Origin of the sequence: Robertmurraya mesotrionivorans (assembly GCF_050971805.1) — a bacterium.
In the GTDB taxonomy this organism is placed as follows: domain Bacteria; phylum Bacillota; class Bacilli; order Bacillales; family Cytobacillaceae; genus Robertmurraya_A.
In genome coordinates this window covers 184,956-203,560 of the sequence record NZ_JBPCCH010000003.1, presented here as the reverse complement: position 1 = coordinate 203,560, position 18,605 = coordinate 184,956, and the positions used below count along the sequence as shown (strand labels likewise).

The window sequence follows — 18,605 nt, the reverse complement described above, 5'->3', positions numbered from 1 at the left end:
CTTCTTTTACACGTCGTTGATATGTCGAGTGCGGATTCATATCAGCATGAACAAACGGTACATAAGTTGTTGGAGGATTTAGATATACAACAAATTCCTCAGTTGACCGTATATAATAAAAGAGATATGAAAAATCCTGACTTTGTTCCAACCGCTAAAACAGAAACGCTGCAGATTTCAGCATTTAGCGAGGAAGATCGCTTTTTATTAAAGCAAAAAATAGAACAGGTGATTATTTCAGAAATGAAATTTTACCAAGTTGAGGTTCCTTCCACAGAAGGAAAACTGTTAGCTCAACTAAAAAATGACACGATTTTAAGGGAGCTAGCATTCGAGGAAGAAAAGGATATGTATCTGTGCAAAGGATATGTACTCAACGATCATCAAATATTAGGCCAAATTAATCAATACAGTATTTAGTTAGGAGAACAACATGTATCAGCATTTCACATTTGGGGAAGCATTAAAGCCGATCGTTCGGCAGGTCGAAGAGCATATTTTTACGAAGCATAAACAAATTGGTGAGACGGTGGAAGCGAATCAGTTTCGCGTTCTAGAAAGCTATCAGCGCCATCAAGTGAGTGATTCTCACTTTATCCCTTCAACAGGATATGGCTATGATGATATTGGTAGGGATACATTAGAGAAGATTTATGCCGATGTGTTTGGTGGAGAAGCAGGTCTTGTACGTCCGCAAATCATCTCCGGGACTCATGCAATTTCAATTGCTTTATTTGGTGTATTACGACCCGGAGATGAGCTTCTTTACATAACAGGAAAACCGTATGACACATTGGAGGAAATTGTAGGGATTCGTGGGAATGGTGTAGGTTCTTTAAAGGAATTTGGAATATCTTATCAAAGTGTAGATTTAAAAGAGGATGGACAGGTCAATTACGAACATGTAAAAACAATGATTAAGCCGAATACAAAAATGATCGGTATTCAACGTTCCAAAGGGTATGCAAACAGACCATCTTTTACCATCAATCAAATTAAAGAAATGATTGAATTTGTTAAAAATATAAAAGAAGATGTTGTCGTATTTGTTGATAATTGTTATGGTGAATTTGTAGAGTTAATGGAGCCTTGCCATGTAGGTGCTGACTTAATGGCAGGCTCCTTAATTAAGAACCCTGGTGGGGGGCTTGCCAAAACTGGTGGGTATATCGTTGGAAAAGAAAAATATGTAGAAGCATGCTCTTATAGGATGACCTCACCAGGTATCGGAGCTGAAGCGGGTGCCTCTCTTTATAGCCTTCAAGAAATGTACCAAGGCTTCTTTTTAGCACCGCATGTGGTTGGACAAGCATTAAAGGGTGCTGTTTTTACCTCAGCTATGCTTGACAGATTAGGAATGAACACAAATCCAGCCTGGGATGCAGAACGGACAGATTTGATTCAATCAGTTCAATTTGATGACAAAGAGAAAATGATTGCCTTTTGCCAAGCTATTCAATTTGCTTCTCCTATTAATTCTCATGTAACGGCATACCCGGCTTATATGCCTGGTTATGAAGATGATGTGATCATGGCTGCGGGAACATTTATACAAGGGGCTAGCATTGAATTAAGCGCCGATGGACCAATACGACCACCGTATGTTGCTTATGTACAGGGAGGACTAACCTATTCTCATGTGAAAATGGCCATACTGATCGCGTTGAACCGATTAGCTGAAAAACAACTAATTGATTTCAATTAAGTAGATTATATAGAGAGGTTTAATATTTCTCTTTTTCTACAAAAATTCCATGTTATATAAACTAACATTATGTTGACAGAAAAACTGACATTTCATATAATAAAAATATGAAAGAGAGAAATGGAGGGACAGCAAATGAGCGGAAGTGATATCCGTCGTTCCATGCCATTATTTCCAATTGGAATTGTGATGCAGCTTACAGAACTATCTGCAAGACAAATTCGATATTATGAAGAGCACCAATTGATCTCTCCGGCTAGAACTGAGGGAAACAGAAGAATGTTTTCTTTGAATGACATTGATCAGCTTTTAGAAATAAAAGATTTGATCGAGCAAGGTGTGAATCTTGCAGGAATTAAGCAAATTTTTTCTGTGAAAGAGCAACAGGTGCTATCAGAAGAAATAGTGAAGGAAGCAGAGAAAGCAAGACGTGATCTGTCCGATGATGAGTTACGTAAAATGTTGCGCTCAGAGCTTATGCAAGCTGGCCGCTTTAATCGTTCGTCATTGCGTCAAGGTGATATGTCACGCTTTTTCCATTAATAAAAAGAGATTTACTATTCAAGGGAGGAAACAAAATGGCTAAGTTTACAAGAGATGATATTACAAGAATGGCAGAAGAACAAAATGTTAAGTTTATTCGTCTGCAATTCACTGACATCTTAGGAACAATCAAAAACGTTGAGATTCCTATCAGTCAGCTTGAAAAAGCTTTAGACAACAAAATGATGTTTGACGGTTCTTCTATCGAAGGTTTCGTTCGTATCGAAGAGTCAGACATGTACTTATATCCAGACTTAGACACATGGGTAATTTTCCCTTGGACAGCTGAAAAAGGTAAAGTGGCACGTTTAATCTGTGACATCTACAATCCAGATGGAACTCCATTCGCTGGTGACCCACGTAACAACTTAAGAAGAATTATTAAAGAAATGCAAGACTTAGGATTCTCTGATTTCAATCTTGGGCCTGAGCCAGAATTCTTCTTATTCAAGCTTGACCAAGCTGGAGAGCCTACACTTGAATTAAACGACAATGGTGGATACTTCGACCTTGCTCCAACGGACCTTGGTGAAAACTGCCGTCGTGATATCGTGTTAGAGCTTGAAGAAATGGGCTTTGAAATTGAAGCATCTCACCATGAGGTAGCTCCAGGACAACACGAAATCGACTTCAAATATGCTGATGCATTAAGCGCTTGTGACCAAATCCAAACGTTCAAGCTTGTTGTTAAAACAATTGCACGTAAGCACGGTCTACATGCTACATTCATGCCGAAGCCATTATTCGGAGTAAACGGTTCTGGAATGCACTGTAACGTTTCTTTATTCAAAGAAGGCAAGAATGCATTCTTCGATCCAACTGGAAACTTAGAACTAAGCGACACTGCTCGTCAGTTCATCGCTGGTATCATTAAGCATGCTCCAAACTTTACAGCTGTAACGAACCCAACTGTAAACTCTTATAAGCGTTTAGTACCTGGTTACGAAGCACCTTGCTATGTTGCATGGTCTGCTAGAAACCGTTCACCGCTAATCCGTATCCCTGCATCTCGTGGAATTTCCACTCGTGTAGAAGTACGTAGCGTTGACCCAGCTGCTAACCCTTACTTAGCAATGGCTGTATTACTGGCTGCAGGTCTTGACGGAGTGAAGAACTCTTTAACACCACCAGCTCCAGTTGACCGCAACATCTACGTTATGAACAAAGAAGAGCGTCAAGCTGTAGGTATCGAAGATCTACCAGCTACACTTGCTGCTGCTTTAGATAACTTAAAATCAGACGAAACAATGGTTTACGCTCTTGGAGAGCATATCTTCGAACACTTCGTAGAAGCAAAAGAGATCGAGTGGGATATGTTCCGTACACAAGTACATCCATGGGAGCGCGAGCAATACATGTCAATGTATTAATTCGTTAAAAGAAAACCCTCAACACTTTAATGTGTGAGGGTTTTTTGTTTGTATAAAAACTTGTTTATGACGTTAAAGGAGGCATATGAGGCAGAACTCATGGCATAAGTCATTAACGATCTAAGACTTGTGAATAAAAATCTCAATTTTACTAAATAATACAACCAATTACAGTTATTTGAAGTTATGTTACGGGGGAAAAATGATGACGTTTCAAGATGGTCTCAAGCAAGTAGAAAAAGGATCCGACTTAATTAAGGATGGAAATCTTCTAATTAAAGATGCGACCATAAATGCCTTTTTTTTCACTTGGCAATGGTGGGTGGCGGTGTTAATGATCATAGTTCCATGGGTACTCTGGGCAATATTCCGTAAAAGGGAGAGCTCAGCACGATTGCTTTTTTCAGTTTTTATCGTAATGATTCTATCAACAACAATTGATGCGTTAGGAGTGGAATATGGAAGATGGGCTTATCCAGTAAAAGCCATTCCAATTCCAACAATAAGTTATTCGTTTCGTTATTCTCTTATGCCCGTCCTTATTTTGTTTTTTCTTCAATACAGACCGAACGTTAATCCATTTATAAAGGCAATCATTCTGGCTGGTTTTAGTGCATACATTGGGATGCCGCTGATGGCGATGATCGATATGTATAAGAAAATAGATTGGGCTTATACCTATTCTTTCTTTATCATCTTGTTCTTGTATCTTGTGGCCCATTGGTTTAGTCGAAGAAAGAGCTTTGAGCCATTGTGATTATAAAAAAAGCAAGCATCCTTCGATGCTTGCTTTCACTTATTAATGAATATGACGATATACTCCGATAACTTTTCCTAAGATAGACACATTTCGTAGGATAATGGGTGCTAGAGAAGAGTTCTCCGGCTGCAAACGGACATAGTCCTTTTCTTTGAAGAATCTCTTAACTGTCGCCTCATCTTCCTCAGTCATGGCAACAACGATGTCTCCGTTATTCGCTGTTTGCTGCTGCTTCACGATCACGTAATCACCATCAAGGATTCCAGCCTCAATCATACTGTCTCCCATAACCTCAAGCATAAATACTTGCTCATCCGCAGGGGCAAGACGTTCCGGGAGAGGAAAATACTCTTCAACATTCTCGATTGCAGTTATAGGCATACCCGCAGTTACTTTTCCAACTACAGGAACGTTAACAATATTATATTTTGGTATATTGCTTACCACCTCATCAAGATCCAGAATCTCAATTGCTCGTGGCTTTGTAGGGTCTCTTCGAATATACCCTTTACTTTCAAGTCTAGCTAAGTGTCCGTGTACGGTTGAACTTGATGCTAAACCAACAGCTTCCCCAATTTCACGAACGGAAGGCGGATAGCCCTTTTGCTTAACTTCTTCTTTTATATATTCTAGTATATCGACCTGACGTTTTGATAGTTTTGTCATACTTACCGCCCCTCATTGGTTAATCTTGACTTTATTATAGCATGTTCTACCAGTGCATACAAACATAAGTTCGAATAATTGTTGACATGAAACAAACGTTCGGTCTATAATATAATTATAAATGCGAACATACATTCTAATAGAGGTGTTATACATGAAAAATATATGGAACAAATACTCATATGCTATTATTCTAGTTGTCTTATCTATCCTAGCGTCTATCATTTTAATAATTTCTAATGGTGAATCAGTTGAGGAAAAATATATGTCTGTAACGATTAATGAAGGGGAAACACTTTGGGATCTTTGTAAGGACTACGCTGATAAGCATGCTTTATCTGAAACTGAGTTTGTATCCTGGGTAGAAGAAATCAATGATATTAATGGAAATGTATTGTTAGTAGGTGATGAAATCTATATCCCTGTTGAATTAAACGATTCCACTGTTACAGAGCTAGCATCGAAATAGGAGGGATTATGAAGGCGATTATCTATTGTAGAGTAAGTACTGAAAAAGAATCACAGTACTCTTCTCTAAAAAGGCAGGAAGAAGAACTATTGAAGCTGTCACAACAACGTGGAATGGAAGTTGTTGAAGTGATAAAGGAACAGGCGAGTGGATATGACTTTGACAGAGAGGGTATTTTGCTACTGCTGTCACGATTAAAGGAAGAGAAAGTAGATGCAGTCCTTATTCAGGATGAAACGAGACTTGGTAGAGGAAATGCCAAAATCGCTTTGCTTCATTGTATACTGAAGGATAATATCAAACTTTTCAGTATCTCACATAACGGTGAGTTACAACTGTCCGAATCGGATTCCATGGTATTGCAAATTGTAAGTATGGTAGAAGAATATCAGCGGAAGCTTCATAATAGTAAAATTAAAAGAGGAATGAACCGAGCTGTTCAAAACGGTTACAGACCAGAGAAAAATCTAAAAAACAAAGGTGTTCATGCAGGGAGAGAACGTATTGAAGTACCGATAACAGAGATTGTACGGTTACGAGACAATGATTTAACATTTTCGGAAATCGCTGCAACTTTAAGAGGTTTCGGTTATGAGATCTCAAAAGCTACAGTAAATCGAAGATATCTTGAATACATAGAAGAGCAAAAACATCAAAAAAATATCTCAACAAATGCCAACAAGTCATAAAACAAACTGTTGGCATTTTTTGTTATTCGTACCTCTTGACGCTTCCTCCTTGTCAAAGATTATATCTTTTAGTAACATGATTTCTATTGGTAAAACTAAAAGTGAAGGAGCAAAGAGATGCTACCAAAGGAAAGAATCGCTAGAATTAATGAACTAGCAAAAAAAGCAAAAGCTGTAGGGTTAACAGAAGTGGAAGCAAAGGAGCAGTCAAAGCTTCGTAGTGAATATTTACAAACATTTCGATCATCTATGCTAGGAACGCTCCAAGGTGTAAAAATTATTGATCCTCTTGGTGAAGATGTAACACCTGAAAAGCTTAAGAAATTAAAAAATAGCAAAAAACTACATTAATCTTCTAAATTTATTCACCAGGAAATGATTGAAAACACAGAAAATTATAAAATATATGCTTTTTTTCAAAATTTATTTAGCCAATCTGTTGTATAAATAATAGAGCAGATATAATATTAAAAAGTGGGATTATTGAGATAAAGAATAGGAAGGGTTGAAAAAATGTTTGAACAAAATGATGTACTAGCAATTAACGCAATACGTACTTTATCAATTGATGCAATTGAAAAAGCTAATTCCGGCCATCCAGGTATGCCGATGGGGGCTGCTCCAATGGCTTATACATTATGGTCGCGCTTTATGAATCATAACCCTAAAAACCCAGAGTGGTTTAACCGTGATCGTTTTGTTTTATCTGCAGGGCATGGTTCTGCATTGCTGTATAGTCTTCTTCACTTATCAGGCTATGACGTAACAATGGATGATCTTAAGAGCTTCCGTCAATGGGGAAGTAAAACTCCTGGTCACCCTGAATTTGGACATACTGCGGGTGTAGATGCAACCACTGGGCCACTAGGACAAGGGATTGCAATGGCAGTAGGTATGGCAATGGCTGAAAGACATTTAGCTGCTACTTATAACAAAGATAACTACAATGTAGTGGATCATTATACATATAGTATTTGTGGTGACGGTGACTTAATGGAAGGTGTTTCTGCTGAAGCTGCTTCACTTGCAGGGCATTTAAAACTTGGTCGTCTAGTTGTATTATATGATTCAAATGATATCTCTCTTGATGGTGACTTAGACCGTTCATTCTCTGAAAGTGTTGAAAAACGTTTTGAGTCATATGGATGGCAATACCTTCGTGTAGAGGATGGAAATAATCTTGAGGAAATTGCAAAAGCAATTGAAGAAGCACAAGGTGATCAAAATCGTCCTACACTAATTGAAGTGAAAACAGTGATTGGATACGGTTCACCAAACAAATCTGGTAAGTCAGATGTTCATGGTGCCCCACTTGGAGCTAATGAATTAAAGCTAACGAAAGAAGCTTACCAATGGACGTTTGAAGAAGATTTCCATGTTCCTGCAGAAGTATATGATACATTCAATAAATACATTGTGGAAACTGGTGCAAAGAAAGAAAACGAGTGGAAGGACTTGTTCGCTTCTTATAAAAATGAGTACCCTGAGCTTGCTCAACAGTTAACATCTGCTATTAACGGTGAACTTCCAGAAGGTTGGGACAAGGATCTTCCTGTTTATCCAGAAGGAAAAGCACTTGCTAGCCGTGCATCATCAGGTGAAGCGCTAAATGCTATTGCTAAGAACACTCCTTCGTTTATCGGGGGTTCAGCTGACCTAGCTGGTTCTAACAAAACAATGATTAAAGGAGTAGGCGATTTTACTCCTGAATCGTTTGAAGGTAAGAACATTTGGTTTGGAGTTCGTGAATTTGCGATGGGTGCTGCGTTAAATGGTATGGCTCTTCATGGTGGAGTAAAGGTATTTGGAGGAACATTCTTTGTATTCTCTGACTACTTACGTCCAGCTATCAGATTAGCTGCATTAATGGGTCTTCCTGTAACGTATGTGTTCACTCACGACTCAATTGCAGTTGGGGAAGATGGACCAACGCATGAGCCAGTTGAACAGCTTGCCGCATTACGTGCAATGCCAAACTTAGGTGTTATTCGTCCGGCAGATGGTAATGAAACAGCAGCAGCTTGGAAGCTTGCTCTTGAATCAACTGATCTTCCAACAGCATTAGTGTTAACAAGACAAGACTTACCAACCATCAAAGATACAGATAAAAATGCTTATGAAGGCGTTAAAAAAGGTGCTTATGTTATTTCTCCAGCTTCTAAAGAACAAGCAGATGTATTATTACTTGCTGCTGGTTCAGAAGTAGGTTTAGCTGTTGAAGCGCAAAAAGCACTTGATGCGGAAGGAATTTCAGCTTCTGTAGTAAGTATGCCTTCATGGGATCGCTTTGAAAAGCAATCACGTGAATATAAGCAAAGTGTTATTCCTCCAACTGTTAAGAAGCGCTTAGCTATCGAAATGGGATCATCTCTAGGATGGCATCGTTATGCAGGAGATGAAGGGGAAGTATTAGGAATTGATACATTCGGTGCTTCTGCTCCTGGTGAAAAAATCATGGCAGAATACGGATTTACAGTAGAAAATGTAGTTGCTAGAGTTAAGGCTCTAATATAAGTTTTAAAAGGTTGTTCTAGTAAATAGAACAGCCTTTTTATCTTGCGCCAAGATCTACGACTTTTTCCGACAAAAATAGTGGAAGTTTTTGACGACGAAAGACAAACGTTCTATTTCTACTTCTTTATAATAGAGAGAAATAACATTTGGTCAGACGAGGAGGAAGCTTGGTGAGAACATATCATTTGTATTTAATCGATGATGAATTTGCCTCTCATTATTTTGGTAGAGAAAAGATGTTCTTTGATCTGTTTGCTGAGTATAACGAATCCTTCGGTGAACTAAAAAATATATTAAAAAAACAAATTCAGTTTATTACGAAGCCTCTTTCCACACTTCGCATTCAACAATATATTCTTCAACAACTAGGAAAAAATCAGGATTTTGAACACAACCAGGGGATATACTATATTCAAAATGGAAACGTAAGCTCTGCAAAGCTAGAGATATTTGAAAAGCATATTACTCTCCATGCATTTGGTAGCTATGATGCAGAGACGCTTTTCTTCGAAGTTCTACGTAAAAGTGAAAGCTCCTTTTTGGCAATTGACCTTGTACATGAGCGTTACGGGTGGCTCAGACCAATTAAGGAAAGAAAGTTGATTTAAAATAGGAGAAATTGCACAGCAAATATTGTATAATAGCATTTGGTTTAGTACACTGTATGATAGACAACATGAAGGAGGAAGTTTAGTATGTGGACGCATATTCTAGTAGGCGTACTTGCTTTAGCAGCAGGTGTTGCACTAGGTTTTTTCATTGCTCGCCGTTACATGATGAGCTACTTAAAGAAAAACCCACCAATTAATGAACAAATGCTAAAAATGATGATGATGCAAATGGGAATGAAACCATCTCAGAAGAAAATCAATCAAATGATGTCAGCAATGAACAAGCAAACGGGCAAGTAATTTGTCACGGACAAGCCCTTGTACATAGGCTTATGGTTTGATTGACTCAATCCCTAATAAAGACCACCTTTTCTGCTCAAACAAACAGAAAAGGTGTTTTTTATTCTGCTGAATCCTTTTCCTTTTTTCGTCTCTTCCTGAACGGAGGCTCTTTATAAGTTAAGCTGTGGACTTCAGTTCTAATTATGTTCCTAAGAAATTGCTCTAAGAAAGGATAGACTCTTCCTGTATAGTCCTCTAATGATTTACATTCATAATGAGCAGGTAGGTAGACACTATATTTACATGTTACTTCATAAGCTGGTCTATTTTTTTGATCAGCTATTTCTTTGTAGCTATGTATTTTGATGACATTATGGTTCTTTCGAATAGAAAAACGATGATTTAAATCGTATGTTAAAAACGTGACGTATCCAATTGCATTAACCACCTAATCACACTCACCCCGAAAATATTATCTCATCTATTTTATACAGGACAATGCTATTTCGTCCATCTCTATCCTAATTATTGATAAGTAATATGGGAAATGTCCATCCTATAATGGAGGAGGTGGTGGGAATATGGTACGCATTCATAATCCGGTTAAAGGGGATAAAAGTAAGCTAGGTGCAGATAACCAGATGCATGGTGGGACAATGGAAGAAGTCGACCAATTTTCAAATGCGATTTACCAGGCGGTTCATCCGGGTAAAGGTAATGATGATAATAACAATAGTAGTAAACAATAAAAACGCCGTCATGGCGTTTTTTGTGTTATTCGACTTCCTAAGTATCTTCCTTATTTTCACAACATTTGGTAAACTATTCTAGTTACAGGAATTGTTTTTAGGGTTGGGGGCTGTGGGGAATGAAAGTTTTTATTGATTTGATGTGGTTTTTCAAGCAGGAGAAAAAAGCATATATTACTGGGGTTCTACTGTTGTTAATTGTGGCATTTTTGCAGCTTGTGCCTCCAAAAGTGATTGGGCTTGTAGTCGATCATATTGAGCAAGGATCCTTAACGATGAAGATGTTAGGCACATATTTGCTTCTACTAGTTGGGGCAGCTCTAATGATGTACATACTTAGGTATTATTGGAGAATTATGATCTTTGGTTCAGCGGTTAAGCTCTCTATGCAGTTGAGAAATCGATTGTTTCATCATTTTACTTCAATGTCACAATCCTTTTACCAAAGGAGAAGAACGGGAGATTTAATGGCGCATGCGACCAATGATATTCAAGCGATACAGCAGACGGCTGGTGTGGGGGTACTCACCTTTGTCGATTCTCTATCCACTGGTGGCTTTGTCATTCTTGCGATGGCTTTTACCATCAGCTGGAAGCTTACATTAATTAGCTTGATTCCGATGCCATTTATGGCGATTTTAACTAATTGGTACGGAACTTTACTACATAAGCGTTTTCACCTCGCACAGGAAGCTTTTTCATCGTTAAACGATAAAACACAAGAAAGTATCACAGGAATAAAGGTGATAAAAACCTTTGGTCAGGAAAAAGAAGATATAGAAGATTTTCGAAAGCAATCAAATGACGTAGTGGATAAGAATATTTCCGTTGCTCGGGTGGACTCCTTGTTTGATCCGACGATCTCGATTATCGTAGGGATTTCTTTTTTCTTTTCACTCACATTTGGTGCTAGATATGTTATTAATGGTGAGTTAACGATCGGACAGTTGGTTTCTTTTACAACGTATTTAGGCTTATTAATTTGGCCAATGCTTGCCTTTGGTTGGTTGTTTAATATCGTCGAAAGAGGAAGAGCCTCATATGATCGTGTTATTGCACTTTTAAATGAAAAAGCGGATATTGTGGATGAAGAAGTAGCGTTAAACGTGACTCCAAGCGGAAATATACAATATGAGATCCAGCAATTTACTTATCCCAACGAAGCAGAGCCCATCCTCCAAGATATTCATTTTGAGTTAAAAAGGGGACAGACACTCGGTATTGTTGGGAAAACTGGTGCGGGGAAGACGACGTTATTAAAGCTATTGATTAGGGAATATGATGTCACTGATGGTCAAATCATATTTGGTGGTCAGCAAATTACTCGATATAAAATCGACAAATTAAGAGAAGCGGTCGGCTATGTTCCACAGGATCATTTCCTATTTTCTGCTACGATCGGTGATAATATCTCTTTCGCCAAGCCTCTTTGCGAAAAGCAAGAGATCCAGGAGGCAGCGAAAATAGCTAATATTCATGATGATATTACCCAGTTCACAGATGGGTATGATACGGTCGTCGGAGAAAGGGGCGTGTCGTTATCTGGTGGGCAAAAGCAACGTATTTCCATTGCTCGTGCTCTATTATTAAATCCGGAAGTGCTCATACTAGATGACTCTCTTTCAGCGGTCGATGCAAAAACCGAAGAGGCGATTTTAACCTCGCTAAAAGAAAACCGTGAGGGGAAAACAACAATCATAACATCTCACCGACTAAGTGCCATTCAGCATGCCGATCTTATTTTAGTCATTGATAATGGACAGATCACGCAATCGGGTACACATGATACGTTAATGGATCAAGAAGGATGGTACAAGGAAATGTACCTAAGGCAGCAGCTGGAAGATCTTGTGGAGCATGGAGGATAAAAAATGGAAAATCAGCAATTATCAGAAGGGAAACAGCAGTGGAAAGTATTAGTTCGGCTCCTCGCCTACGCAAAGCCTCACATGAAAACGTTAGTGTTGGCATTTTTTCTCCTTATACTTACAACCATTGGAGATATACTTGGTCCTATTTTAGTAAAAGTATTTATTGACGACTATTTAAAGCCTAGAAACCTTTTGTTTGAACCGCTATTTATGCTAGGTGCCGCGTATTTAGGTATTCAAATTTTCAACGTCATCATCTCCTATTTTCAGCTCTTAAAATTTCAAGAGATTGCCTTGAAAATTATTCAGGAGATTCGTATTGATATCTTCTCTAAGGTTCAATCACTTGGATTGAAATTTTTTGACAAAACTCCTGCAGGGAGCATTGTATCAAGAGTGACGAATGATACCGAAGCGATTAAAGATATGTTTGTGACGGTGATAGTAACGTTTATCCAAAGTGGGTTCCTCATTACGGGTATTTTTATTGCAATGTTTATTTTGGATGTTAAACTAGCATTGTTTTGTTTAGTAATTCTTCCAGTGATTTTTTTCATTATGAGCTTGTACCGAAAACTAAGCTCGAAATTTTACCATGATATGAGGGAACGTCTAAGCCAGCTGAACGCAAAGCTTAGTGAATCGATTCAAGGCATGGGAATTATTCAAGTTTTTCGTCAGGAAAAAAGAATGCGTGAAGAATTTGGATTGACCAATGATAAGCATTTTGCGGCAGGCATGAGAAATATAAAAGTAGATGGCTTGCTTTTGCGTCCTGCGATTGACCTTGTTTATGTTGGCGCCTTGATTATTGTTCTAAGCTATTTCGGTATTTCATCATTTGATAGTCCTATCCAAATAGGCGTGTTGTATGCGTTTGTTAACTATCTAGATCGTTTCTTTGAGCCGGTAAACAATATGATGATGCGTCTTTCTTTATACCAGCAGGCAATTGTCGCGGCTTCTAGGGTATTCAACGTTCTTGATGAACAGGAGTTATCACCTTCACAAAAGGAGACAGCTAATAAGATTCAAGAGGGTGAAATAGAATTTCGTCATGTCAGTTTTTCATACGATGGAAAAAGAGATGTTTTAAAAGATATTTCCTTCACTGCAAAACCAGGTGAAACAGTCGCCCTTGTTGGTCACACTGGAAGTGGTAAGAGCTCGATTATTAATTTAATGATGAGATTTTATGAATTCGAAAGAGGAGATATTTTAGTGGATGGGCATTCCATTAAAGAGTATCCCGAAAAAGAACTTCGGACAAAAATGGGGCTGGTTCTTCAAGATCCTTTCTTGTTTTTTGGATCCGTCGCGGATAATATTCGCTTGCATAATGAGAAGATGAGCATTGAAGAGGTAGAAGCAGCTGCGAAGTTTGTTCAAGCACATCCATTTATTGAGAAGCTTGAGGGAGGATACGAGCACCAAATGGTGGAAAGAGGGTCTACGTTATCAAGTGGACAACGCCAACTTATTGCCTTCGCTCGGACGGTAGCAGCTAATCCAAAAATATTAATATTGGACGAAGCAACTGCCAATATTGATACGGAGACAGAAGAAGCGATTCAAGAGGCACTTGCACGTATGCGAAAAGGTCGAACAACGATTGCCATTGCCCATCGTTTGTCAACCATTCAAGATGCCGAACTCATATTAGTGTTACATCAAGGGGAAATCGTCGAGAGGGGTAGTCATCAGGAACTGCTATTACTAAGAGGCTTGTACTATAAGATGTATCTTCTGCAAAATAATTTAGCCGATAGAATAGAGGATGTTGTTAGCTAAAAATAAACAGCTTGAGTTGCTTATAGCTCAAGCTGTTTTTAATAAGTGGGAACCTTTTTTAAAAAGATACGATTATATTCATTTAATAGATTGTCCAATTCCTGACTGTAATGAAGGGCAGTAGAAGAATTCAGTCCACTGATCATAGCGATCTCGATTAGCTCCGCTCGTTTCTTTTCAATGAGTGCTAAAAATTCCTGTTTTGACAATTCTGTTTAGTCCCTTCCAAATAAAATCCAAATCTTTCGTGAAACTATATACATAGTATACCCAAGAAATAGGAGAATTTCAAAAGAAAAAATCTAGAAATAGACAATTTTGTTTGGTGATTAACATTTTTTCAGGGTTCTTACATACAGATATATGGAGTGAGGAGCTTGCCCAATTTCTTTTCGCCGTCACAGAATGTTCAAATATTAATTGTTATCTTTTCTATTTATCTTTTGATAGAATAAATAAGAATGATTATTTTTAGGAGTGGTTACATTTGACCGATGTAAACGTATTTATTGCACTAGGAGCCGGCTTTTTGAGCTTTATTTCTCCTTGTTGTCTTCCTTTATATCCTGCCTTCCTCTCGTATATTACTGGTATGTCAGTAGGAGAATTGAAGACGGATAATGCAATGCTTCAAAGACGCAGCTTATTACATACATTGTTTTTCCTAGTTGGATTCTCCATTATCTTTATTGCCATCGGCTTTGGAAGCTCCTTTATAGGTGAGATTTTTGCTGGCTATCAGGATCTCATTCGTCAATTAGGCGCTATTGTCATCGTCTTTTTTGGTTTCGTGATCGTTGGTATTTTGAAGCCGGAATCGTTGATGAGGGAAAAACGATATGAATTTAAACACCGTCCGTCAGGATATTTTGGTTCGGTTTTAATAGGAATTGCTTTTGCAGCAGGCTGGACGCCTTGCACTGGTCCCATTTTAATGTCAGTAATTGCCCTGGCTGCGACTAATCCTGGATCGGGTATGGTATACATGATTGCTTATATACTCGGATTTGCCATTCCATTTTTCATCCTATCTTTCTTTATTGGAAAATTACAATGGATCAAACGCCACAATGTTTTAATAATGAAAATTGGTGGCTATATTATGATAGTAATGGGAATCGTCCTATTTTTTGATTGGATGACAAAGATTATTATCATGTTTACCAATTTGTTTGGTGGGTTTACAGGCTTTTGATTTAGGACTCTTTCTGTTATAATAAATAGGAAAATAGTCTTGAGATATTACGAGGATTCTGTCGATAATAGTCGAAATATTCTTTTTGTCATTGATTGTAAATTTCGTTATATTTAAATATGTGTTTGATTTAGAGATAAGATTCTGTTGTAGTGTTGAGGGGGTACCAGCGATGGCAAAAATATTAATCGTAGATGATGCAAAATTTATGAGAATGACCCTTTCAGACATTCTAATTCGAAATAACCACGAGATCGTGGGAGAGGGCGAAAATGGCAGAGAAGCAATCGCTCTTTATCATGAGCTACAACCAGATTTGGTTACGATGGACATTACAATGCCTGAGATGAGTGGCCTAGAGGCCATGAAAGAAATCAGACAGAACTACCCGCAAGCAAAGGTCATTATGTGTTCTGCTATGGGCCAACAGCGTATGGTTGTAGAAGCGATCGAAGCTGGAGCAAAAGACTTCATTGTAAAACCCTTTGATGAAGGCAGGGTAATTGAAGCCGTAAATCGTGTATTAAGCTAAATAATATAGATGCTGACTAATCGTTGATAGTCAGCATTCTTTATTTATGAGATAAGAAGGAACTTTCTACTCTGAATAATGTTCAGCTCCGGCGCCTAGCCCCTCGAGGGAATAATCTAAAGCCATTTATTTCTAGGTCATAAGCCAAGTCCCTCCAGAAGGCAGGCCTTCCTGCGTGATTTGTCTTATGCTTGTCGGGGCTGTTCAAGGAGCATTCGATTTTCATGTAAAAAATATTATTATGTTGGAAGCGTATCCGCTATAATAATAGGGAAAATATATTTTTTAGATTGGGATGAAAGTATATGAACAACACGGTTGTTGTTGCTTCCTCCATAGGGGCGATTGGAATGGCGATATTGGCCATGTTCGTCCGTATGAAGGCAGCGAAAAAACCTGCTACAGCTAGAAAAATCATACTACCACCTGTGTTTATGAGTACAGGTGCACTGATGTTTATAGAACCGATGTTTCGTGTAACACTTCTTGAGTTGTTAGAAGCCATGGCGGTTGGACTGGTATTCTCATTACTGTTAATCAAAACCTCAAATTTTGAAATCCGTAATAATGAAATCTACTTAAAGCGGTCTCGTGCATTTGTCTTTATTTTATTCGGTCTGCTAGTCATACGCATCATCTTAAAACTAGTTTTAAGCACCACCATTGACTTTGGTGAGCTGAGCGGAATGTTCTTTATTTTAGCCTTTTCCATGATTGTCCCTTGGAGAATTGCGATGTTTCTTCAATTTAGAAGATTTCAGGAAAAACTGACAAACGTCAAATCATAGTGGATTTGGCGTTTTTTAAAAGTAAAAAACTGCTTATGTAATAAGCAGTCCTTAAAATAAATGCTGATATGGCGCCATGTCAATTTTGTTTTCAGCAAGCTTCTTTTTCAGAAATTTATGGTCGCGTTTTGGTGTTGCTAAAATATAACCTCGAATCACGAGCTCTTCGTTAATCGAAGGACGTTTTTCCTCTACGGCTAGCTCTCCAATTTTTCCAGCAATTTTTTGACGAGCCACATCGCGGAAAAGTTCTGGCACAGGGCTCACAAGATCTTCAAGAAGATCCTTCTCAGGTTGTTGCCAAAGATGACGAGTCTCATTCACAAAGTGCTCCTCCCAATCGAGTACAGACTTTCCATCTTCAAGAGGCATTCTTTTTAAAAACTTACGAAACATAAAAAATCCACCGATTGCAAACGAACCGATAAGTATTAACACCCAAAAGATAATAAATAGAGAAAACCAACCATTTAACATAAACTCCCACCTACAAAACATTATTAATACTATTATTATAGCCAAACTTCTAGCAGGGAGACAAGACGAACGTTTTGAAAGCGATTTAAAAAATGGGAGAAGGAGAACAGTATGACGAAATTATATATATTCGAAGGAGTTCCTGGTTCAGGAAAAACGACCAGTGCCAAATGGTTAGCAAGTAGATTAGGAGAAAGAGCAAAACTATATTTGGAAGGTGATCCCCAGCATCCGGCTGATTATGAGTCTGTCGCTTGTCTAACTGAAAAGCAATTTGATGAGGTTGAACAAGAGTGTCCTTCGGTTCGGGGGATGGCCACTCGAAAAGGAGAGAGATATTACATTTCGTATGCGAGTTTGTATGAAAAAGATACAGAGTTATTTGAGAGATTAAAAGCTTTTGATGTATATGAGCTTCCTGTTGAAGACTACTTGGAGGTAGCCTTGGAAAAGTGGAAGGAGTTTGTTGAACAAGCAAAATCAGGAGTACATGAGTACATACTAGAATGCTGTTATTTACAAAATCCTTTTACATTTTTACTAGCAAAACATAATTGTTCAAAAGAAATTATTTTCAATTTCTTAAATATGATAACCAATGTCATTAAGGAGCTCGATCCAGTAATCGTATATTTTGAACAGGATAATGTAGCAGAGAACCTGGAGAAAATCAGGCAGGAACGTCCTGTAGAATGGTTTGATTTTATAACATGGTATTACACAGGTCAGGAGTATGGGAAAGAAAGGGAACTGTCAGGGGTAAGTGGAGTGTTGGATTTCTTGGAGGAAAGAAAGCAGTCTGAGAAGGAGTTTCTCCGAGGAGTACCGATAAGAACATTGGTTATAAACAACACGAATGCTGATTGGGAGAATATTCACGATCAACTTACTTTTGAATTAGGACTAACAGAAAAGTAGTTTTCGAATGATATAATTTGAGTATAATACTTGAAAAATAAAGCCATGTACCCCATAATAGAGACCGTGTCGTAAAATGTAACCCTTTGGGCAACAAAATTTGAACACGGTTCTTCATACGGGGCTGATTGGGGTACTGGTGTCCTCCACGGTCTTCAAAACCGCTTGTGACCTGCGTGCCAGGTTAGCTGGGTTCGATTCCCAGGCAGTCCCGCCAACTAAACTTACAGCCGCAAAGGTTTGATCCATAAACTGACCTTTGCAATGATATAGGTATACATAGAGATTTCCCACACAGTTTTCGGCAAGATTTTTAGAAGTCTGTTAGGGGCTGGGAAGGAAGACTGATTGAGACTTATCAAAAAGACTGTTTGGTTCGTAGCTCGCTTAATTAATATTAAGGGGGCTTTTGTTATGCAAGAAAGGACAGTTAGCAGGAAATTTAGAAGGGAACAACCAGCAGCAAAGAGATGGAGAAATAGCAAAAATAATTGAGGTTAAAGTTAACAAAAGGTTTTGGTATGCCATCAGTAATACTAAAGATACATAAGTGAAGGTAGCTAATAAGGATGGTATTCAAGAGGTTTTAGAAGAGATTAACCAAGAATTAAAGGATCGGGATAAATAAAGATAGCTTATTAAACTATTGGAGCTAGAGCTAAGGGATAAAGGTAA

General features: G+C 38.2%; 20 protein-coding genes, 1 tRNA gene and 1 pseudogene. 19 read left to right on the top strand and 3 right to left on the bottom strand.

From position 1 onward, the window contains the following. The 5 genes and pseudogenes from ACRX5O_RS07320 to ACRX5O_RS07300 all read left to right on the top strand — a co-directional run. Positions 1–420 (top strand): annotated as a pseudogene (locus tag ACRX5O_RS07320) (GTPase HflX); the annotation flags it as partial. Between the two features lie 13 nt (positions 421–433). Next, positions 434–1,705 carry a methionine gamma-lyase family protein gene (locus tag ACRX5O_RS07315; RefSeq protein WP_433905355.1) on the top strand — a complete coding sequence of 424 codons (1,272 nt, stop codon included), beginning with the start codon at positions 434–436 and terminating at the stop codon, positions 1,703–1,705. A 135-nt stretch (positions 1,706–1,840) separates the two neighbouring features. Next, positions 1,841–2,248 carry a MerR family transcriptional regulator gene (locus tag ACRX5O_RS07310; RefSeq protein ID WP_119707626.1) on the top strand — a complete coding sequence of 136 codons (408 nt, stop codon included), beginning with the start codon at positions 1,841–1,843 and terminating at the stop codon, positions 2,246–2,248. 35 nt (positions 2,249–2,283) lie between these two features. Continuing rightward, positions 2,284–3,618, top strand: a complete 1,335-nt coding sequence (glnA, locus tag ACRX5O_RS07305; RefSeq protein WP_433905354.1) for a type I glutamate--ammonia ligase — start codon at positions 2,284–2,286, stop codon at positions 3,616–3,618. A 205-nt stretch (positions 3,619–3,823) separates the two neighbouring features. Continuing rightward, positions 3,824–4,375: a CBO0543 family protein gene (locus ACRX5O_RS07300; protein WP_433905353.1), complete on the top strand. Its 552-nt coding sequence runs from the start codon at positions 3,824–3,826 to the stop codon at positions 4,373–4,375. Between the two features lie 42 nt (positions 4,376–4,417). On the opposite strand, the gene lexA is transcribed toward ACRX5O_RS07300, so the two are convergent. Continuing rightward, the gene (gene lexA / locus ACRX5O_RS07295; protein ID WP_433905352.1) at positions 4,418–5,044 is read right to left on the bottom strand and encodes a transcriptional repressor LexA; all 627 of its coding nucleotides are present in this window, start codon (positions 5,042–5,044) and stop codon (positions 4,418–4,420) included. Between the two features lie 154 nt (positions 5,045–5,198). Between lexA and yneA the strand changes: the two genes are divergently transcribed. The 9 genes from yneA (at position 5,199) to ACRX5O_RS07250 (ending at position 14,020) form a co-directional block, all read left to right on the top strand. Next, on the top strand, positions 5,199–5,513 hold the full coding sequence (yneA, locus tag ACRX5O_RS07290) for a cell division suppressor protein YneA (protein ID WP_433905351.1): 315 nt from the start codon (positions 5,199–5,201) through the stop codon (positions 5,511–5,513). A gap of 8 nt (positions 5,514–5,521) precedes the next feature. Beyond that, complete coding sequence (locus tag ACRX5O_RS07285) at positions 5,522–6,202, top strand: YneB family resolvase-like protein (RefSeq protein ID WP_433905350.1); 681 nt, start codon at positions 5,522–5,524, stop codon at positions 6,200–6,202. A 117-nt stretch (positions 6,203–6,319) separates the two neighbouring features. Beyond that, entirely contained in the window at positions 6,320–6,553 is a 234-nt protein-coding gene (locus ACRX5O_RS07280; RefSeq protein ID WP_433905349.1) for a DUF896 domain-containing protein, read from the top strand. Positions 6,554–6,715: 162 nt separating this feature from the next. Continuing rightward, positions 6,716–8,716 (top strand): transketolase, encoded by a 2,001-nt coding sequence (gene tkt / locus ACRX5O_RS07275; RefSeq protein ID WP_433905348.1) that lies wholly within the window; start codon positions 6,716–6,718, stop codon positions 8,714–8,716. A gap of 170 nt (positions 8,717–8,886) precedes the next feature. After that, positions 8,887–9,324, top strand: a complete 438-nt coding sequence (gene sirA / locus ACRX5O_RS07270; protein WP_433905347.1) for a sporulation inhibitor of replication protein SirA — start codon at positions 8,887–8,889, stop codon at positions 9,322–9,324. An 87-nt stretch (positions 9,325–9,411) separates the two neighbouring features. Beyond that, entirely contained in the window at positions 9,412–9,627 is a 216-nt protein-coding gene (locus ACRX5O_RS07265) for a YneF family protein (RefSeq protein ID WP_119707634.1), read from the top strand. A 563-nt stretch (positions 9,628–10,190) separates the two neighbouring features. Then, positions 10,191–10,358, top strand: coding sequence for a hypothetical protein (locus tag ACRX5O_RS07260; RefSeq protein ID WP_391558895.1), 168 nt, complete (start codon positions 10,191–10,193; stop codon positions 10,356–10,358). Between the two features lie 119 nt (positions 10,359–10,477). Next, positions 10,478–12,226 (top strand): ABC transporter transmembrane domain-containing protein, encoded by a 1,749-nt coding sequence (locus ACRX5O_RS07255; RefSeq protein ID WP_433905346.1) that lies wholly within the window; start codon positions 10,478–10,480, stop codon positions 12,224–12,226. Positions 12,227–12,229: 3 nt separating this feature from the next. Further along, positions 12,230–14,020 (top strand): ABC transporter ATP-binding protein, encoded by a 1,791-nt coding sequence (locus ACRX5O_RS07250; RefSeq protein WP_433905345.1) that lies wholly within the window; start codon positions 12,230–12,232, stop codon positions 14,018–14,020. Positions 14,021–14,058: 38 nt separating this feature from the next. Here the strand turns inward: ACRX5O_RS07250 and ACRX5O_RS07245 are convergent, their stop codons facing one another. Then, on the bottom strand, positions 14,059–14,229 hold the full coding sequence (locus tag ACRX5O_RS07245) for an aspartyl-phosphate phosphatase Spo0E family protein (protein WP_119707638.1): 171 nt from the start codon (positions 14,227–14,229) through the stop codon (positions 14,059–14,061). A 278-nt stretch (positions 14,230–14,507) separates the two neighbouring features. Between ACRX5O_RS07245 and ACRX5O_RS07240 the strand changes: the two genes are divergently transcribed. The 3 genes from ACRX5O_RS07240 (at position 14,508) to ACRX5O_RS07230 (ending at position 16,535) form a co-directional block, all read left to right on the top strand. Next, positions 14,508–15,215 (top strand): cytochrome c biogenesis CcdA family protein, encoded by a 708-nt coding sequence (locus ACRX5O_RS07240; RefSeq protein WP_391558892.1) that lies wholly within the window; start codon positions 14,508–14,510, stop codon positions 15,213–15,215. Between the two features lie 172 nt (positions 15,216–15,387). After that, the gene (locus ACRX5O_RS07235) at positions 15,388–15,747 is read left to right on the top strand and encodes a response regulator (protein WP_119707640.1); all 360 of its coding nucleotides are present in this window, start codon (positions 15,388–15,390) and stop codon (positions 15,745–15,747) included. A 305-nt stretch (positions 15,748–16,052) separates the two neighbouring features. Further along, positions 16,053–16,535 (top strand): CcdC family protein, encoded by a 483-nt coding sequence (locus ACRX5O_RS07230; protein ID WP_433905344.1) that lies wholly within the window; start codon positions 16,053–16,055, stop codon positions 16,533–16,535. Positions 16,536–16,586: 51 nt separating this feature from the next. Here the strand turns inward: ACRX5O_RS07230 and ACRX5O_RS07225 are convergent, their stop codons facing one another. Further along, on the bottom strand, positions 16,587–17,012 hold the full coding sequence (locus tag ACRX5O_RS07225) for a DUF2621 domain-containing protein (RefSeq protein WP_433905343.1): 426 nt from the start codon (positions 17,010–17,012) through the stop codon (positions 16,587–16,589). A 111-nt stretch (positions 17,013–17,123) separates the two neighbouring features. Between ACRX5O_RS07225 and ACRX5O_RS07220 the strand changes: the two genes are divergently transcribed. Together ACRX5O_RS07220 and ACRX5O_RS07215 are read left to right on the top strand one after the other, a co-directional pair. Next, a complete protein-coding gene (locus ACRX5O_RS07220) occupies positions 17,124–17,930 on the top strand; it encodes a P-loop NTPase family protein (RefSeq protein WP_433905342.1) in 807 nt (268 codons plus the stop codon). Positions 17,931–18,050: 120 nt separating this feature from the next. Beyond that, a tRNA-Sec gene (locus ACRX5O_RS07215) sits at positions 18,051–18,147 on the top strand. Positions 18,148–18,605 lie beyond the last annotated feature (458 nt).

Excerpts from the sequence above, each read along its gene's own strand:
- ACRX5O_RS07315 (WP_433905355.1), top strand. The coding sequence starts at position 434 with ATGTATCAGCATTTCACATTTGGGGAAGCATTAAAGCCGATCGTTCGG.
- ACRX5O_RS07310 (WP_119707626.1), top strand. The coding sequence starts at position 1,841 with ATGAGCGGAAGTGATATCCGTCGTTCCATGCCATTATTTCCAATTGGA.
- glnA (WP_433905354.1), top strand. The coding sequence starts at position 2,284 with ATGGCTAAGTTTACAAGAGATGATATTACAAGAATGGCAGAAGAACAA.
- ACRX5O_RS07300 (WP_433905353.1), top strand. The coding sequence starts at position 3,824 with ATGACGTTTCAAGATGGTCTCAAGCAAGTAGAAAAAGGATCCGACTTA.
- lexA (WP_433905352.1), bottom strand. The coding sequence starts at position 5,044 with ATGACAAAACTATCAAAACGTCAGGTCGATATACTAGAATATATAAAA.
- yneA (WP_433905351.1), top strand. The coding sequence starts at position 5,199 with ATGAAAAATATATGGAACAAATACTCATATGCTATTATTCTAGTTGTC.
- ACRX5O_RS07285 (WP_433905350.1), top strand. The coding sequence starts at position 5,522 with ATGAAGGCGATTATCTATTGTAGAGTAAGTACTGAAAAAGAATCACAG.
- ACRX5O_RS07280 (WP_433905349.1), top strand. The coding sequence starts at position 6,320 with ATGCTACCAAAGGAAAGAATCGCTAGAATTAATGAACTAGCAAAAAAA.
- tkt (WP_433905348.1), top strand. The coding sequence starts at position 6,716 with ATGTTTGAACAAAATGATGTACTAGCAATTAACGCAATACGTACTTTA.
- ACRX5O_RS07265 (WP_119707634.1), top strand. The coding sequence starts at position 9,412 with ATGTGGACGCATATTCTAGTAGGCGTACTTGCTTTAGCAGCAGGTGTT.
- ACRX5O_RS07260 (WP_391558895.1), top strand. The coding sequence starts at position 10,191 with ATGGTACGCATTCATAATCCGGTTAAAGGGGATAAAAGTAAGCTAGGT.
- ACRX5O_RS07255 (WP_433905346.1), top strand. The coding sequence starts at position 10,478 with ATGAAAGTTTTTATTGATTTGATGTGGTTTTTCAAGCAGGAGAAAAAA.
- ACRX5O_RS07250 (WP_433905345.1), top strand. The coding sequence starts at position 12,230 with ATGGAAAATCAGCAATTATCAGAAGGGAAACAGCAGTGGAAAGTATTA.
- ACRX5O_RS07235 (WP_119707640.1), top strand. The coding sequence starts at position 15,388 with ATGGCAAAAATATTAATCGTAGATGATGCAAAATTTATGAGAATGACC.
- ACRX5O_RS07230 (WP_433905344.1), top strand. The coding sequence starts at position 16,053 with ATGAACAACACGGTTGTTGTTGCTTCCTCCATAGGGGCGATTGGAATG.
- ACRX5O_RS07225 (WP_433905343.1), bottom strand. The coding sequence starts at position 17,012 with ATGTTAAATGGTTGGTTTTCTCTATTTATTATCTTTTGGGTGTTAATA.
- ACRX5O_RS07220 (WP_433905342.1), top strand. The coding sequence starts at position 17,124 with ATGACGAAATTATATATATTCGAAGGAGTTCCTGGTTCAGGAAAAACG.